Genomic DNA, 17,230 nt, shown 5'->3' on the forward strand with positions numbered 1-17,230 from the left:
AAATAGAACCCAAAATTGATAAGCTAAAATAAAGAAAAGGGTTAAATCAAATAGAGGGAACCTTTAAAATGATATGAAAAGTTATTAACTAGCTAAAGTTAAATTGCTAAAGGGGTTTTTGCTTTGTGATTCCTGCCTTCGCAGGAATTGGGGTTATCCAATTATCATTCCAGCAATGGTTGCAGAAATTAAAGAGGCAATGGTTCCACCAATTAAGGCTTTCATTCCAAATTCGGAGAGTGTTTTTCTCTGACTTGGTGCTAGTGAACCTATACCACCAATTTGAATTCCAATAGATGCAAAATTTGCAAAACCACAGAGCATATAGGTTGCCATGATTATGGATTTATTATAATTAAGGTGAACTTCGTTAGCGACGTTTTTTAAATCGGCTAATTGAATATAACCTACAAATTCACTAGCCGCTAATTTAATTCCTAACAATTGTCCCATCATCATTATATCTTCGGTAGCCACACCAATCAACCACATGAGAGGTGCAAATATAGTTCCTAAAATGGCTTCTAAAGAAAGTGCAGGATAAGGGTGTTTTCAGCCATCCAAGTGTTTACGGTTGAAAATTCGCCAATCCATCCTAGAATACCATTGAGCATTGCAATAAAAGCTACAAAAACTAAAAGCATGGCACCAACGTTAACGGCAAGGCGTAAACCCTCTGTAGTTCCATTGGCAATAGCGTCTAAAATATTTGATCCAATTTTTTCAGAAGATACGGAGACATCTGTATTAATCTCTTCGGTTTGAGGATAAAGTATTTTTGAAATAACAATGGCTCCAGGTGCTGCCATTACAGAAGCTGCTAGTAAGTGTTTAGCATACACTAAACGCAAGGCTGGATCATCACCACCTAAAAAACCGATATAAGCAGCAAGTACTGCGCCAGCTACAGTTGCCATACCGCCAATCATGACTAGAAGCATCTCTGACTTGGTCATTTTGTCTAAATAGGCTTTAATAAGAAGAGGTGCTTCGGTTTGCCCTAAAAATATATTTCCTGCAACACTTAAACTTTCGGCGCCTGAAATTTTTAGGAGTTTAGTGAGCAGCATAGCCATAAGTTTTACTGCTCGTTGAATAATGCCTAAATAGAATAGAACGGATGTTAATGCAGAAAAGAATATAATAGTTGGTAATACTTGAAAGGCGAAAATAAAACCGAATGTGTCCATGTCTACTACCAGTCCTTCAAATAGGAATTTACTTCCTGCTCGTGTAAAATCTAAAATACTAATAAATAAGCCGCCAATACCTTCAAATGCACTTTGTATAAACGGCACTTTTAAAACACCAATGGCAATAATTAACTGAAAAGCTAAACCAATACCTACGGTTTTCCAGTTTACAGCACGCCTATTGCTGCTAAATAAGAATGCAATAAATATTAAAGAAACCATTCCTAAAACACCACGCCAAAGGCTTGTAAAAGAGAAACCTTCACTTGGTTTTATAGCATTCTCATCTATTATTTGCCCTACTAATCCAGCTTCTTCTACTGTTTTTGCAGCTGTAAAGTTATACACTTTATCTTTTTCAGTAAACACAAGTGTAGAATCGGTTAGTTCGGTAATTTTATAACGTTTTAAGGTGTCAATTGGTTTGGTGTAGAAAAAAACTAATAGGTTATTCTGGTGCATATAATCTCCAGAAGCACTAATGGTATCGTTATCTTTAAACGAAAAACGAAACTCACCATTTTTTAGTTCTAGAATATCAGTGTAAGGATCGGCAGAAAAAGCGGTTTCACCAACTATATTTTCAGCAGATTCAAATTGCCATTTTTTCGAAATATCTTGAGCCGTTAAAGTACAAATAGAAAAAAGAATAGCTGTTAATGCTAAAAATAGCTTTTTCATAAGTTGATTAATTATGTTATCGTTTAGATATTTCGTCTCGTATTTTGGCTGCTTTTTCGTAGTCTTCGTTGGCTACGGCTTCATCAAGCATATTGTGAAGTTCTTCAAGAGATTTTGAGTTGTAACTCTCTTTAACCGTTCCTGTTTCCAGCTCCTCGGCAATAAGATCGTCCACTAAAATACTATCGGATTCAGATTCATTCTCATCTTCAGGATTGATTTTTAGGTAAATACCAGCTTTATCTAAAATATTCTTATAAGTAAAAATTGGCGCTTGGAATCTTAATGCTAAAGCTATAGCGTCGCTGGTTCTAGCGTCAATAATCTCTTCAACGTTATCCCGTTCACAAATGATACTAGAATAAAAAACACCGTCAACCAGTTTATGAATAATTACTTGCTTAATAACAATGTCAAAGCGGTCCGCAAAATTTTTAAATAAATCGTGTGTAAGTGGTCTTGGTGGCCTAATTTCTTTTTCCAAAGCAATAGCAATGGATTGTGCCTCAAAAGCACCAATTACTATGGGTAACTTTCTATCACCATCTACCTCATTTAATATTAATGCGTAGGCGCCATTTTGTGTCTGGCTATATGAAATTCCTTTTATCTTTAGTCGTACTAAACTCATAGTAAATTAAAAAACAAAGAACTGTTTAAATTAGGACTTTACCAAACTGTATGATACAGATTTAGTATTTTATACTAACTTAAACAGCCCTTTAATAAAAACAATTTAAAAAAAATATTTTTACTGTTGTGCTTTAAATTCTTTTAATTTTTCAATTAATTTAGGAACCACTTCAAAGGCATCACCTACAATTCCGTAATCAGCTGCTTTGAAGAATGGTGCTTCAGGATCCGTATTTATAACAACTTTTACTTTAGATGCGTTAATACCTGCCAAATGTTGAATAGCACCTGAAATTCCAATAGCAATATATAAATTTGAGGCAACTGGTTTTCCTGTTTGTCCTACGTGTTCACCATGAGGTCTCCAGCCTAAATCACTTACAGGTTTAGAGCAAGCGGTAGCGGCACCTAAAACATCGGCTAATTCTTCTATCATTCCCCAATTTTCTGGTCCTTTAAGGCCACGGCCTCCAGAAACTACTATTTCTGCGTCTGCAATAGTTACTTGGCCAGTAACTTTATCTACAGAATCTACATGAACGCCTAATTCTGGAATGCTTGGTGAAAAATCTTCAGTCGTTGCACTAGCTGTCTGTTCTTTTACGCCAAATGCATTTTTAGAAACACCTACTAATTTTACATTGGTATCTATTGTCGTTATATTAAATGCTTTGTTTGTAAAAGCGGTACGTTTTACGGTAAATGGTGACACACTTGATGGCGCTTCTACCACATTAGATGCAAAACCGGCTTCTAAATTAATGGCTAGTAAGGGTGCTAAATATTTGCTATCTGCACTAGAGCTAACAATTACGACTTTAGAATCTTCTTTTTTAGCAGCTTGAGAAATAGCACTGGCATATCCATTTGCATTAAAGTTCTCTAATTCACTACTGCTTATTTTTAATACTTTATCGACACCGTGATTTCCAAGAATACTGGTGTCATCAGCGTTAAAGGTAATGGCCGTAACGGTAGTACCCATTTGGTCCGCAACAGCTTTTGCATATGAGGCAACTTCTAAAGCGGTTTTTTTAAATTTTCCTTGTTCGGATTCTGTATATACTAAAACTGACATAATTTTATTTATATTTAAATTCCAAAAAGCAAATTCCTGAAAATAAAACGTCGGAATTTGAAATTTGTAAATTGATTATTATATGACTTTAGCTTCGTTATGAAGTAAGTTTACTAATTCACCCACATTATCGGCATCTATTAGTTTTACAGAGCCTTTTGGAGCTGGTTTTTCAAATTTAACCGATGCTGTTTCAGTGCTTGCATCAACAGGCTCCTTAACTTCTAAAGGTTTTTTTCTAGCCATCATAATACCTCGCATATTTGGTATTCGTAAATCGCTTTCTTCAACCAAACCTTTCTGTCCGCCAATTACTAATGGTAAACTTGTCGTAACTGTTTCTTTTCCGCCATCAATTTCACGCATGGCTTTTGCATTATTACCATCAACTTCCAAGCTAATACAGTTGGTTACAAAGTTAGCACCAATTAAGCCAGCTAACATGCCTGGAACCATTCCGCCGTTGTAATCAATAGATTCACGACCAGCAATTACTAAATCGTAACCACCTTCTTTTACCACGTTTGCTAATTGTTTAGCAACTTGAAAACCGTCTTTAGCTTCTGTGTTTACACGAATGGCATTATCTGCTCCAATGGCTAAAGCCTTTCGTAAGGTTGGTTCTGTTTCTGGTCCACCAACATTAACAACAGTAACATTTGCGCCTTGTTTTTCTTTAAACCACATGGCACGCGTTAAACCAAATTCATCATTTGGATTAATAACATATTGTACACCATTGGTGTCAAATTTGGTGTCGCCATCTGTAAAATTAATTTTCGAAGTCGTATCAGGTACATGACTAATACATACTAATATTTTCATATCTATATATTTATATTAAAAAGTATACTTTTTTCAGGTTACGAAGTTAATTATTTTATTTTGAATTTTTACTATGCACGCATAGTAAATTTTTAAATAGAAGTTTTGAGTATAGTTTTTTATTTATTGTTATTTTTGTCTTTCGTAATTAAGATAAGTAAATGAAGACAATACAATTTAGAGAAGCGATTTGTGAAGCCATGAGCGAAGAGATGCGTCGTGATGAAAGTGTTTATTTAATGGGTGAAGAAGTTGCCGAATATAATGGAGCCTATAAAGCATCAAAAGGTATGCTGGATGAGTTTGGCCCAAAACGCGTTATTGATACACCAATAGCTGAACTTGGTTTTGCAGGAATAGCCATTGGGTCTACCATGACAGGAAATAGACCAATAGTGGAATATATGACGTTTAACTTCTCTTTAGTAGGTATTGATCAGATTATAAATAATGCAGCTAAAATTAGGCAAATGTCTGGAGGTCAATTTCCATGTCCAATTGTTTTTCGTGGGCCAACGGCTTCTGCAGGCCAATTAGCCGCGACACATTCACAAGCTTTTGAAAGTTGGTTTGCCAATACACCAGGTTTAAAGGTTGTTGTTCCTTCCAATCCCTATGATGCAAAAGGTTTGTTAAAAGCTGCCATTCGTGATAACGATCCGGTTATTTTTATGGAAAGCGAACAAATGTATGGTGATAAAGGCGAAGTGCCTGAAGGAGAATACACCATTCCATTAGGCGTAGCAGATATTAAGCGCGAAGGTACCGATGTTACCATCGTTTCTTTCGGTAAGATTATTAAAGAAGCTTACAAAGCGGCTGAAGAATTAGCAAAAGATGGTATTTCTTGTGAAATTATTGATTTACGAACCGTTAGACCAATGGATCGCGAAGCTATTTTAAAATCGGTTAAAAAAACGAATCGTTTAGTTGTTTTAGAAGAAGCTTGGCCATTTGGCAATGTTGCTACAGATATAACGTATTTAGTTCAATCGGAAGCCTTTGATTATCTAGATGCTCCTGTTGTAAAAATAAACACAGCAGATACACCTGCGCCTTATTCCCCTGTGCTTTTAGAGGAATGGTTACCAAATAGCACGGATGTAATAAAAGCTGTGAAAAAGGTAATGTATAAAAATGTATAAATAAAAACGTATATTTTGCGTTTATAAAACTTCATTGGCTAGATTGTTGATGAAGTTTTTTTATAACTATGAAATTTAATCTACTACTTTTTTTATTTACCATAGCTTCTTTAGTTGGTTACTCCCAGACAAAGGTAAGCGGTTACGTCTATGATGAGAATCAAGAACCCGTGGCTTATGCTAACATTATTTTTAAAGGTTCTTTTGAAGGAACAATAACCGATGAAAATGGTCGATTTTATTTAGAGTCCAACAAAACATGGCCAACATTAATCGTTTCATTCGTAGGTTATAAAACCATAGAATTATCACTTGATAAAAAAGTGAATTATGATTTAAACTTCACCATAGAGGAAGAAGCTGCCGCCTTGAACGAAGTGTTTATTGTTACTGGTAAACAATCTAAAAAAGCAGAGGAAAACCCAGCTATAGCTATTCTGCAAAAAATCTGGGAGCGCAAACGGCAAAATGGTTTAAACCAATTTAAACAGTATGAATACGACCGGTATGAGAAAGTAGAATTCGATTTAAATACCATTGATAGTTCTTTAATAAAAAGTAATCTATTTAAAGGGATGGAATTTATTTTCGAACAAGTAGATACTTCTAAAGTTACCGGTAAAACATACTTGCCAATTTTTTTAAATGAAGAAGTAGCCAAAGTGTATGGTGATAATATAATTAATAAAGAAAAAATAGAATTAAAGGGAAACAAAAATTCTGGCTTTAGCAATAACCAAAGTATTATTGCATTTATTAAAGACTTGTATTCCGAATATGATGTGTACGATAATTACCTGAAATTTTTCGATAAAAGTTTTGTAAGTCCAATTTCTAGAACGGGTGTAAACACTTATAATTATGTGCTAACAGATAGCTCATTTAGAGATAATAAATGGTGTTATAATATTACCTATTATCCAAGACGTAAAAACGAATTGACTTTTAAAGGTAATTTTTGGGTGAATGATACCACCTTTGCTATCAAGGAAATTAATATGCAGGCATCCAAAAGTGCTAATATAAATTGGGTAAAAGAAATTTACATAGAACAAGAGTTTGAGGTGCTTAATGACTCTGTATTCCTTATAAAACGGGATTACTTTATGTCTGATTTCACCTTTAATAAAAAAGAAGAATCTCGAGGTGTTTACGGAAAGCGAACCACACTTTATGATAATTATGAATTTAATAAGCCCAAAGCTGAAAAATTTTATAAAGAAGAAGTTTTCGATTATAATTTAGATGCTTACAATCGTGAAGAGGATTTTTGGGACAAAAACCGAATGGAAGCTTTAAATAATGATGAAAAAGGTGTGTACCAAATGTTAGACACACTAAAAACCGTTAAAAAGTTTAAGCGGTTATATAATGTAGGAAGTGTTTTGGCTTCAGGTTATATTGAGTTTGATGATCTAAACCTAGACTATGGTCCAATATTTTCAACAGTTGGCTATAATGATGTAGAAGGTGTTCGGTTGCGCGCAGGAGCAAGAACCTATTTTGGCCCTAATGATTTATGGCGCCTGCAAGGGTTTTTAGCTTATGGCTTTAAAGATGATAAGGTAAAATACGGCTTTTCAGCCAAATACTTATTAAACAAACGAAACCGACTAATTGTTTCCGCTGGACATCGGCGTGATATTGAACAAATAGGTGCTAGCTTAACAACGTCAACAGATGTTTTAGGGCGAAGTTTAGCTTCTAATGCCGTGTTTACAACAGCACCAAATGATAAACTTTCTAATATTAATTTAACAGCTTTAGCTATAGAAGTTGAACCCATTAAGAATGTATTGTTTCGAGTAGGTGGTGATTACAGAACCTTATCTTCGGCGTCACCAACGTTTAGTTTGGATTATGTAGATCCCGAATCGGATACGGGTATTTCGTCTGAAATTCAACAATTTGAAAGTACCTTTGCCGTGTCGTATTTTCCAGGAAGAAAAATGGTAGGGTATGGTGTGGAACGTCGGAATGGGAATGACACGTATGCGTCAATTTTTGCGCAGTACACGTTGGGTGATAAAAATATTTTTAATAGTGATTTTAATTATACTAAATTACAGTTTTCTTACATTCAACCCTGGCAATTAGGTGGTTTAGGGCGCTTGTATTCAACCCTTGAAGTTGGCAAAACTTTTGGAACAGTACCATTAGGTTTATTAAGTGTGGTACCAGGAAACCAATCATATTTTTCTATTTATAAATCATTTTCCCAATTAAATTTTTATGAGTTTGTTACAGATACCTATGCTTCTTTGCATTTAGAGCATAACTTTAACGGACGCTTATTTTCTAGAATTCCCTTATTGCGAAAATTAAATTGGCGAGAAATAGTTGGTGTTCGTGGTGTTTGGGGTGATTTGTCTGAAGAAAACATAGCCTTAAGCGCACCTTCCAATATTCCATTGCAAGCACCTAATGATGAAATTTACTACGAATACAGTCTAGGTATTGGAAATATTTTTAAAGTGTTTAGAATCGATTTTAACTTCCGTGGAAATTATAGAGATGCACCTGATGCCAGAAATTTTGGAATTACAGGAAGTTTCGGCTTTAATTTTTAAAATGTGTTATAAACTCTAATTTATTTAGTTGCCCAAACCCAAAGACTTGTGTATCTTTGCAGCCCATAAAAATTGAGGCTTCAATAAAGTGAACGCCTTCTGTTTCTTTTAAAAATAACAAATTCAAACCTAGAAGGTTAAATTAATATAGAATGACAAAAAACGGAAAAGTATCTTTCGATGTATTGATCGAAATACCGAAAGGCAGTAGAAATAAATATGAATATGATTTCGATTTAAAGAAAATACGTTTTGATCGTATGCTGTTTTCATCCATGATGTACCCAGCAGATTATGGATTTATCCCAGAAACGCTTGCCCTAGATGGAGACCCATTAGATGTTTTAGTTTTAGGAGGTGAGCCAACCTTTCCAATGTGCGTGGTAGAGGTAAAACCAATTGGTGTTTTCCATATGGCAGACGAAAAAGGTCCCGATGAAAAAGTAATTTGTGTACCTGTTTCAGATCCAATTTGGAATATTTTAAATGATTTGTCTGATATGAATCCGCACCAAATAAAAGAAATTGAACACTTTTTTCAAGTTTATAAAGATTTAGAAAAGAAAAAAGTTGATGTTGGCGGCTGGGGAAATGCAGATGAAGCCTATGATATTTTAAATAAATGTTTAGACCGTTATGAAAATAGCGCGCATAAAACGAATGGTAATTTTACCATTTAGTTGTAAGAAACACAGTAAAATAAAGCCCTTCTATAATTAAATAGAAGGGTTTTTTAGTTTTAATGTATTTCACTACTTTAGCAAGCTAATTAACAACTAAAAATAATATTAATATATGGAATCAATGATGATTTATATGCCAATCGCCATGGCACTTTTAGGTTTAATTTATATGGTGATTAAACAAAAATGGGTAATGAAACAAAACCCTGGAGACGGGAAGATGAAAGAGATTTCAGATCATATTTATGAAGGTGCTTTAGCTTTCTTAAATGCTGAATATCGTTTACTAGCCATATTTGTTTTAATTGTAAGTATTGCACTTGCTGCGGTTTCATTTATTGTCCCAACAACACACTGGTTAATTGTAATAGCATTTGTTTTCGGAGCTATCTTTTCTGCTTTTGCTGGAAATATCGGCATGAAAATAGCAACCAAAACTAATGTAAGAACAACCCAAGCAGCGCGCACTAGTTTACCTAATGCCCTTAAGATATCGTTTGGTGGTGGTACGGTTATGGGACTTGGAGTTGCTGGTTTAGCGGTATTAGGTTTAACCGCTTTCTTTATCTTTTTCTTTTGGTTCTTTATGGGAAGCGAATGGACAAACACTATGGATATGACTATTGTTCTTGAAACATTAGCTGGCTTTTCTTTAGGTGCTGAATCTATTGCTTTATTTGCACGTGTTGGTGGTGGTATTTATACAAAAGCTGCTGATGTTGGTGCCGATCTAGTAGGTAAAGTTGAAGCAGGAATTCCAGAAGATGATCCTCGTAATCCTGCAACTATTGCAGATAACGTAGGTGATAACGTAGGTGATGTTGCTGGTATGGGAGCAGATTTATTTGGATCCTACGTTGCAACAGTTTTAGCAGCTATGGTTTTAGGTAACTATGTGATAAAAGATATGGGAGGCATGATTGATGATGCCTTTGGAGGTATTGGTCCAATTTTATTGCCAATGGCAATTGCTGGTGCTGGTATAATTATTTCGGTTATTGGAACCATGCTGGTAAAAATTAAAAGTAACGATGCTAAAGAAGCCCAAGTTATGGGTGCTTTAAATGTTGGTAACTGGACTTCAATTGCATTAGTTGCCATTTCGTGTTTTGGTTTAGTAACCTGGATGTTACCAGAAACCATGAAAATGAATTTCTTTGGCGAAGGTTTACAAGAAATTTCGTCCATGCGCGTATTCTATGCTACTTTAGTGGGACTTGTTGTTGGTGCAGTTATTTCATCGGTTACTGAATATTATACAGGCTTGGGTAAAAAACCTATTTTAAAAATTGTTCAACAATCTAGCACTGGAGCTGGAACAAACATCATTGCTGGTTTAGCAACAGGTATGATTTCTACATTTCCTTCTGTGTTGTTATTTGCAGGAGCTATTTGGGCATCTTATGCTTTTGCTGGGTTTTATGGTGTTGCATTAGCAGCCTCGGCCATGATGGCAACAACTGCTATGCAGTTAGCTATTGATGCATTTGGACCAATATCTGATAACGCTGGAGGTATTGCTGAAATGAGCGAACAAGAGCCAATTGTTAGAGAACGTACAGATATTTTAGATTCAGTGGGTAATACGACAGCTGCAACAGGTAAAGGTTTTGCAATTGCTTCTGCGGCTCTAACTTCTTTAGCCTTATTTGCAGCCTATGTAACGTTTACAGGAATTGACGGTATTAACATTTTTAAAGCCCCAGTTTTAGCCATGTTATTTGTTGGTGGTATGGTACCAGTTGTGTTTTCTGCTTTGGCCATGAACGCAGTCGGTAAAGCAGCTATGGAAATGGTGCAAGAAGTACGTCGTCAATTTAGAGAAATTCCAGGTATAATGGAAGGAACTGGGAAACCAGAATATGATAAATGTGTTGCTATTTCAACCGAAGCGTCTTTAAAGGAAATGATGTTGCCAGGTTTATTAACTATTGGTTTTCCTCTGATTATTGCTTTTGTTCCTATGATTTTTGGAATGAATCCTCTAGCCATTGCTGAAATGTTAGGAGGTTATATGGCAGGAGTTACAGTTTCTGGTGTGCTTTGGGCTATTTTTCAAAATAATGCAGGTGGTGCTTGGGATAACGCTAAAAAATCTTTTGAAGCAGGTGTGATGATTAATGGTGAAATGACGTATAAAGGTTCAGAGGCTCACAAAGCAGCTGTAACTGGTGATACCGTAGGAGATCCATTTAAAGATACCTCTGGACCATCAATGAATATCTTAATTAAATTAACCTGTTTAATTGGTTTAGTCATTGCTCCAATTTTAGGAGGTCACTCTGTAGAAACAGGATTAGCGCAGACAGCTACAACAGAAGTTGTTGGAGATACTTATGCTAAAAAAGTGTATGTTGATTTTATAATTGAATCCGATGAATTTGCTAAAGCTGTTGTTTCTATTACCAATGTAAAAGGAGAAGATATTTCTAAAGAAGAGCTTGTAGTTTCTGGAACAAAAAAAGAGGTTGATGCTAAAATATCTGAATTAAAAGGTCAGGCTACACAATTTAAAATGGATGTTACCGATAAAAGGCCTAATGAAGTTAAATAACGAACTCTTATAAAATATTGTTTTAAAAACCACGCTTATGCGTGGTTTTTTACTTTTAGAAAGTTACAGGTGCTTACAATTTAGTTTGGTTGTTAAGCTGTGATTTGTTTTTTTATTACTTTAGTGATTATGAATTATGACGATTTAACAACTTTAGGTATTGCTTTTGGTCTGGGTCTTTTGGTAGGTCTTCAACGTCAAAAATCGGATCATGAAATGGCAGGTGTTAGAACTTTCACTTTAATATCTATTTTAGGTGTTTTAGCAGGTTTTCTAACTCGCGATTATAATAATCCATTTATATTACCCACACTCGGGCTGGCTATAGCTTCAATGCTTTTGGTGGCTAACATTATTAAAATGAAAAAATTTGAGGAAGCAGATGTTGGACAAACTACTGAAGTTGCTGCTTTGTTAATGTTTGCTATTGGCGCTTATTTAGTGGTTGGAAATCAAACTATAGCCGTATTGGTTGGAGGGATGATGGCTGTTTTACTTTATATTAAAGAAAAGCTGCATGATTTTATCGAGAACTTGAGTCAAAAAGATCTGTCTGCCATTATGACTTTGGCTGGTGTTAGTTTAATAATACTTCCTATTCTTCCAAATAAAACCTTTGGACCTCTAAATGTGCTCAATCCTAGAAGTATTTGGCTTATGGTTACGCTAATAGTGGGTATCAGTGTGTTAGGTTATTTTATTTATAAAGTTGCAGGGAAAAAAGTAGGAATTATTTCCAATGGAATTTTGGGAGGTTTAATTAGTAGCACGGCAACAACGGTTAGTTATGCACGCAAAACAAAGGATAGTAAGGATATAAGTAAATTAGCTGTTTTTGTTATTACAGTAGCGTCTACTGTTTCCTTGGTTCGTGTTTTAATTGAAGTGGGTGTGGTAATTCCTGAAAAATTAGGTCTAATGGCACTGCCTATTATTGCCGAAATTGCCATTCTAACTGTTATATGTATATTGTTGTTTCATCGGATTAATAAAAACAAATCCAATGATGAAATGCCTGAACCTAGTAATCCAGCTCAATTTAAAAGTGCTCTGATATTCGGGCTTTTATATGGCGCTATTCTATTAGCAGTAGCCTTTACAAAAAAGCAATTTGGTAATAATGCTCTTTACGTTGTTTCTATTATTAGTGGTCTTACCGATGTCGATGCTATAACCTTATCTTTATCACAAATGATTAAAGGTGAACGCTTACAAACCGATTTAGGCTGGAAACTTATCCTTTTAGCGTCTCTATCCAATTTGGTATTTAAGGGCGTTATGGCAATAATGCTCGGAGCCAAAGATATCGTTAAATGGCTTGTTTCAGCATTTGGCATAGCACTAGTAACCGGTTTATTAATTATTTGGCTTTGGCCAGAATCTTGGCACTTATAATGATGGGTTGGTTAAAAAAAGATCCTTTCCAAATTATAACATTTCATAGTTATGGAAGTGACACACATTTTTATTTAAGAGGCAGAGCGCTTGAGGACGAATCTATTAATTTAGATGACAAGGGCTGGTTCAAATTACTAATAAATACTTATAAACGTTTTGAAAGCGATGAAGTAAAACATGTTGAAATAAACTTAAAGCTTCCAAATAACCAAGTGCTAAAAGTTGAAACGGACAATCATGGCTATTTTAAATGCGAAAAACAATTGATTGGATTACGTGCATTAGTAAACAGTGAGGGTTGGTTGCCTATTGTAGCTTCGTTTAGTGATGTAACAATTAAAAGAACCATTACTAATAACAACCGTTTTCCTGCCGAAATATTAATACCAAGTGAAAGTTCTGAATACGGAGTCATTAGTGATATTGATGATACCATTTTGCATACTGGTGTTGTATCAAGATTAAAATGGCGTGTTTTATTTAATACGTTCTTTAAAGGGGCTTTTAGTCGAATTCCATTAGAAGGTGCTGCCAAATTTTATCAGATGCTCCATCGTGGGAAATCGGGTGGGAATGCAAATCCTATTTTTTATGTTAGTCATAGTCCTTGGAATATGTATCGGTATTTAGATTATTTTCTTAAAGAAAATAATTTCCCTAAAGGCCCCATTTTGTTGCGCAGTATGAATTCGGTTTTTAAAAAAAAACGTCAAAATGATAAGCCACAGAAACAAAAAGAAATAATTCACATATTAGAAGCTTATCCAAATTTGCAATTTATTTTATTAGGTGATAGTGGTGAGCATGATGCTGATATTTACAAAGAAATTGCAGATTGTTTTCCCAACCGAATTTTAGCCATTTATTTAAGACGGGTGAATCATAAAAAGAACATGCAGCGAATTAAAACCCTATTTGAAAATTATAAAACAACATCAGTTTTACTTATGGACAATAGTGAACAAGCTATTTTACATGCCAGAGCAAATGGTTTTATAAAATGATACTAAAAAAGCCCATGAATTTGTGCTTCTATTTTATTGATAATAGTCCCTAAATCTTCTGGGTTAGCCACAAAATCCATATTGTCTACATCTATTATTAGCAAGTTGCCTTTATCATAACCATGAATCCAAGCTTCATAGCGTTCATTTAAGCGGCTTAAATAATCAATGCTAATAGTGTTTTCGTAATCGCGGCCACGCTTATGAATCTGATTTACTAAATTAGGAATTGAACTTCGTAGGTAAATTAATAAATCGGGTCCTTGAACAAAGGATTCCATTAAATCAAATAATGAGCGGTAATTTTCAAAATCCCGATTTGTCATGAGTCCCATAGCATGTAAATTAGGTGCAAAAATATGAGCATCTTCATAAATAGTTCGATCCTGAATAATATCCTTACCACTTTCTCTAATCTGATTGACTTGACGAAAACGGCTGTTTAAAAAATACACTTGTAAATTGAAACTCCAACGCTCCATTTGGTTATAGAAATCATCTAAATACGGATTGTCTACCACGTCCTCAAGTTGCGGTTCCCATTTGTAATGTTTGGCTAATAATTTGGTAAGTGTGGTTTTTCCTGCACCAATATTTCCGGCTACTGCAACATGCATACGTTTTATTTTTTTAGTTGGAATTCATGTAGAATTTTAGAATCGTAAATATACAAGGTTTCACCCGTTACTAAAAACTGATTTATTAACAAATTAGGTAGTGCAATAGGCGAAATTTCTAGTGTTTTATCATTCAAAAAGTAGAGGCTGTTTTTCTTCTGCAGAATAATATCATCATTACGCTCTAAAATTTTGGTGTATCCTTTGTTTTTAATTTTAAAAATTAAACTTCCAAAATAACTATATTTATAAATATAATTCTCCGTTAGAAGCCATGCATAATTATAATTGCTAGTAAGGGATAATACATTAGAAACGACAGGCATGGTAGTTGCTCTGACGGATTTTGCTTTGTAATCATACAGCTCCAATTGCTGATTATCTTGATTGAAAATCCAAATAGTATTATCATTTCCTAACGATACGAAACTAACATTCTTATAAGGTTGAACCGTATTAAAATCAATGCGTAAAATTTCAGCTAAACGATTATCTAATATAATTACCGTGTTAAAATCTTTAAAAAAGGTGATTAGTTTTAATGGATTAAAAACATCTATAGAGGTTATTTTTCCTAATTGAACGTTGCTATAATTGATTGTTTTATCAGCCGTTTTCTTATAAAAAATATTATTTGTTTCATAGTAAGTAGTACCAAAGTTATCTAGTCCAATTATGGTTTCTACTTCTAATGGGATATTAGATTGATTAATAGTTGGAATGCTATCTTGTGCAAAAACAGATAGTGATACTAAACTAAATATTACAGTAAGTTTTTTCATGACATTTGAAAAGTACAAAATTCAAACTAATCTAAAGTTTTTAGTTTGTTAATCATCGTTATTTTCTTTTTAAGAAAACTTTAACACTTAATAAATTAACATTTTACCTTTTAATCAGTCTAACAGCTAATAATCAGGCTATATTTAATAAAACATATAAAACTTTCACATGAATCAATTTTACAAGTTTGTCGCAATTTTGTGTTTAGTATTCACAACTGCCTCTTTTAGCTATGCTCAACAAGATTTTCAAGGTAAGGCCTATTACCAAACTAAAACCACAATGGATTTGGATAATTGGGGTGGACGCCAAATGAGTGAGCAGCAGAAAAAGCAAATAATGGAACGGATGAAATCCATGCTCGAAAAAACGTATGTGCTAACGTTTTCACAAACGGAATCAACCTACAAAGAGGAGGAAAAATTAGAAGCTCCAGGAAGTGGTAGAGGGTTTGGTATGATGGGTAGCTTTACAGGAGGTGCACAATACAAGAATATTAAAGACAAACAAATGCTCCAAGAACAAGAGTTTTTTGGGAAACAGTTTCTTATAGTAGATGCCTTAAAAGATTTGGATTGGGAATTAAGTGGCGAAACAAGACAAATTGGGCAGTATATGTGTTTTAAAGCAACTGCTGTAAAAACAGTTGACGAATTTGATTGGACTAGCATGCGTAGAAGATCGGATAGAAATAAAGAAAACGAAACTAAAGAACAAAGTAAGGATTCGTTGAAAGTTGAAACAGATTCTACTGCAACCAACTCTACTGGTAAAGATTTTATGTCTGAAATTGAGGTGCCAAAAGAAATAACCGTTACCGCATGGTATACACCTCAAATTCCTGTTAATAATGGGCCAGGTGAATATTGGGGACTTCCAGGGCTTATTTTAGAAATTAATGCAGATAGAACCACAATGCTTTGTTCTAAAATTGTTTTAAATCCGTCCGAGAAAGACGAAATAAAAAAGCCATCAAAGGGTAAGGAAGTTACACGTGATGAATATAATACCATTATGAAACAAAAAATGGAAGAAATGCGTGAAATGTATGGCGGAAGAGGAGGTCGTGGTGGAGGCCGTGGACGTTAAGTTGTTGGCTAAAAGCTAGTTGTTTTGGTGTGGACTAATTTAATTACTCAAAAGAAATACGAATTAATGATACGAAACCAGTCGTTTTGTTTAACTTTGATATAAAAAAAATAAACAAAACTTTATTATGAATACAACTTTCACTCATTTCCTAGCACTTGTTTTAACGGGTTTCATATCAATTAATACCATAGCTCAAAACTTTCAAGGTAAAGCTTATTATTCTACTAAATCCAAATTGGAATTGGGAAATTGGGGCGCTACCATGAGTGAAGCTCAAAAGAAACAAATACAAGAACGATTAAAAAATAGATTAGAGAAAGTATATATCCTTACGTTCAGTATCGAAGAATCTGTTTATGATGAAGATGAAAAATTAGATGCTATTTCTGGTGCTACTGATTCTTGGGGTAAAAATTTTGCGCCAGGGGAACTTTACAAAAATGTAAAATCAAACACCTTATTACAAAGTCAAGAGTTTTACGGTAAGCAGTTTTTAGTAAAAGATAAACTACAACTTATAGAATGGAGTTTAACAAACGAAACCAAAAAAGTTGGTGAGTATCACTGTATGAAAGCCGTAGCATTGATTCCGTCTACTGAACTGTATTGGTATGATTTTTCATGGGATAGGTTAAGAAATAATGAAACTGAAACAGCAGCAACAGCAGACACTACAAAAATAAAGCAAATAAAAATGACCCAAATCGAGGCATGGTATACTCCTCAAATTCCAGTTAGTCATGGACCAGGTGAGTATACAGGTTTACCTGGATTAATTTTAGAAGTGAGTGCAGACAATACAACTATTTTATGCTCTAAAATTGTGATGAATCCAGAGGAGAAAACTAAAATTGAAGCACCAAGTAAAGGCAAAGAAGTAACAAAAAAAGAATACCAAAACATAGTACAGAAAAAAATGGCTGAAATGCGTGACATGTATAGTGGTCGCAGAGGCCGATAAAGATTGAATATTT

Annotated in this window: 13 protein-coding genes and 1 pseudogene; 8 read left to right on the top strand and 6 right to left on the bottom strand. The window is 34.4% G+C overall.

Annotated features, from left to right (window positions below; genetic code table 11):
- Nucleotides 1-153: 153 nt before the first annotated feature.
- The 4 genes and pseudogenes from BM239_RS05570 to BM239_RS05585 form a co-directional block, all read right to left on the bottom strand.
- Nucleotides 154-1,874 (bottom strand): annotated as a pseudogene (locus tag BM239_RS05570) (nucleoside transporter C-terminal domain-containing protein).
- Between the two features lie 16 nt (nt 1,875-1,890).
- Entirely contained in the window at nt 1,891-2,505 is a 615-nt protein-coding gene (locus BM239_RS05575; RefSeq protein ID WP_092206622.1) for a bifunctional nuclease family protein, read from the bottom strand.
- 120 nt (nt 2,506-2,625) lie between these two features.
- On the bottom strand, nt 2,626-3,585 hold the full coding sequence (locus tag BM239_RS05580) for an electron transfer flavoprotein subunit alpha/FixB family protein (RefSeq protein WP_092206623.1): 960 nt from the start codon (nt 3,583-3,585) through the stop codon (nt 2,626-2,628).
- A 78-nt stretch (nt 3,586-3,663) separates the two neighbouring features.
- On the bottom strand, nt 3,664-4,410 hold the full coding sequence (locus tag BM239_RS05585; RefSeq protein WP_092206624.1) for an electron transfer flavoprotein subunit beta/FixA family protein: 747 nt from the start codon (nt 4,408-4,410) through the stop codon (nt 3,664-3,666).
- Between the two features lie 161 nt (nt 4,411-4,571).
- On the opposite strand from BM239_RS05585, the gene BM239_RS05590 reads away from it, so the two are divergent.
- The 6 genes from BM239_RS05590 (at nt 4,572) to BM239_RS05615 (ending at nt 13,764) form a co-directional block, all read left to right on the top strand.
- On the top strand, nt 4,572-5,555 hold the full coding sequence (locus BM239_RS05590; protein WP_092206625.1) for a pyruvate dehydrogenase complex E1 component subunit beta: 984 nt from the start codon (nt 4,572-4,574) through the stop codon (nt 5,553-5,555).
- Nucleotides 5,556-5,623: 68 nt separating this feature from the next.
- Nucleotides 5,624-8,125 carry a DUF5686 and carboxypeptidase-like regulatory domain-containing protein gene (locus BM239_RS05595; protein WP_092206626.1) on the top strand — a complete coding sequence of 834 codons (2,502 nt, stop codon included), beginning with the start codon at nt 5,624-5,626 and terminating at the stop codon, nt 8,123-8,125.
- Nucleotides 8,126-8,277: 152 nt separating this feature from the next.
- Nucleotides 8,278-8,805 (top strand): inorganic diphosphatase, encoded by a 528-nt coding sequence (locus tag BM239_RS05600; RefSeq protein WP_092206627.1) that lies wholly within the window; start codon nt 8,278-8,280, stop codon nt 8,803-8,805.
- A 115-nt stretch (nt 8,806-8,920) separates the two neighbouring features.
- Nucleotides 8,921-11,362, top strand: coding sequence for a sodium-translocating pyrophosphatase (locus BM239_RS05605; protein ID WP_092206628.1), 2,442 nt, complete (start codon nt 8,921-8,923; stop codon nt 11,360-11,362).
- Between the two features lie 129 nt (nt 11,363-11,491).
- Nucleotides 11,492-12,757 carry an MgtC/SapB family protein gene (locus tag BM239_RS05610; protein ID WP_092206629.1) on the top strand — a complete coding sequence of 422 codons (1,266 nt, stop codon included), beginning with the start codon at nt 11,492-11,494 and terminating at the stop codon, nt 12,755-12,757.
- The gene (locus BM239_RS05615) at nt 12,733-13,764 is read left to right on the top strand and encodes an App1 family protein (RefSeq protein ID WP_317042720.1); all 1,032 of its coding nucleotides are present in this window, start codon (nt 12,733-12,735) and stop codon (nt 13,762-13,764) included. The genes BM239_RS05610 and BM239_RS05615 overlap by 25 nt, the downstream gene beginning before the upstream one ends.
- A 2-nt stretch (nt 13,765-13,766) precedes the next feature.
- Here the strand turns inward: BM239_RS05615 and BM239_RS05620 are convergent, their stop codons facing one another.
- Complete coding sequence (locus BM239_RS05620) at nt 13,767-14,381, bottom strand: deoxynucleoside kinase (protein ID WP_092206631.1); 615 nt, start codon at nt 14,379-14,381, stop codon at nt 13,767-13,769.
- A gap of 5 nt (nt 14,382-14,386) precedes the next feature.
- On the bottom strand, nt 14,387-15,163 hold the full coding sequence (locus tag BM239_RS05625) for a hypothetical protein (protein ID WP_092206632.1): 777 nt from the start codon (nt 15,161-15,163) through the stop codon (nt 14,387-14,389).
- 169 nt (nt 15,164-15,332) lie between these two features.
- Between BM239_RS05625 and BM239_RS05630 the strand changes: the two genes are divergently transcribed.
- Together BM239_RS05630 and BM239_RS05635 are read left to right on the top strand one after the other, a co-directional pair.
- Nucleotides 15,333-16,253: a GLPGLI family protein gene (locus BM239_RS05630; RefSeq protein WP_092206633.1), complete on the top strand. Its 921-nt coding sequence runs from the start codon at nt 15,333-15,335 to the stop codon at nt 16,251-16,253.
- Between the two features lie 127 nt (nt 16,254-16,380).
- Entirely contained in the window at nt 16,381-17,217 is an 837-nt protein-coding gene (locus tag BM239_RS05635; RefSeq protein ID WP_092206634.1) for a GLPGLI family protein, read from the top strand.
- Nucleotides 17,218-17,230: the final 13 nt, after the last annotated feature.

Source organism: Algorimicrobium echini, from assembly GCF_900115185.1.
GTDB lineage: Bacteria > Bacteroidota > Bacteroidia > Flavobacteriales > Flavobacteriaceae > Algorimicrobium > Algorimicrobium echini.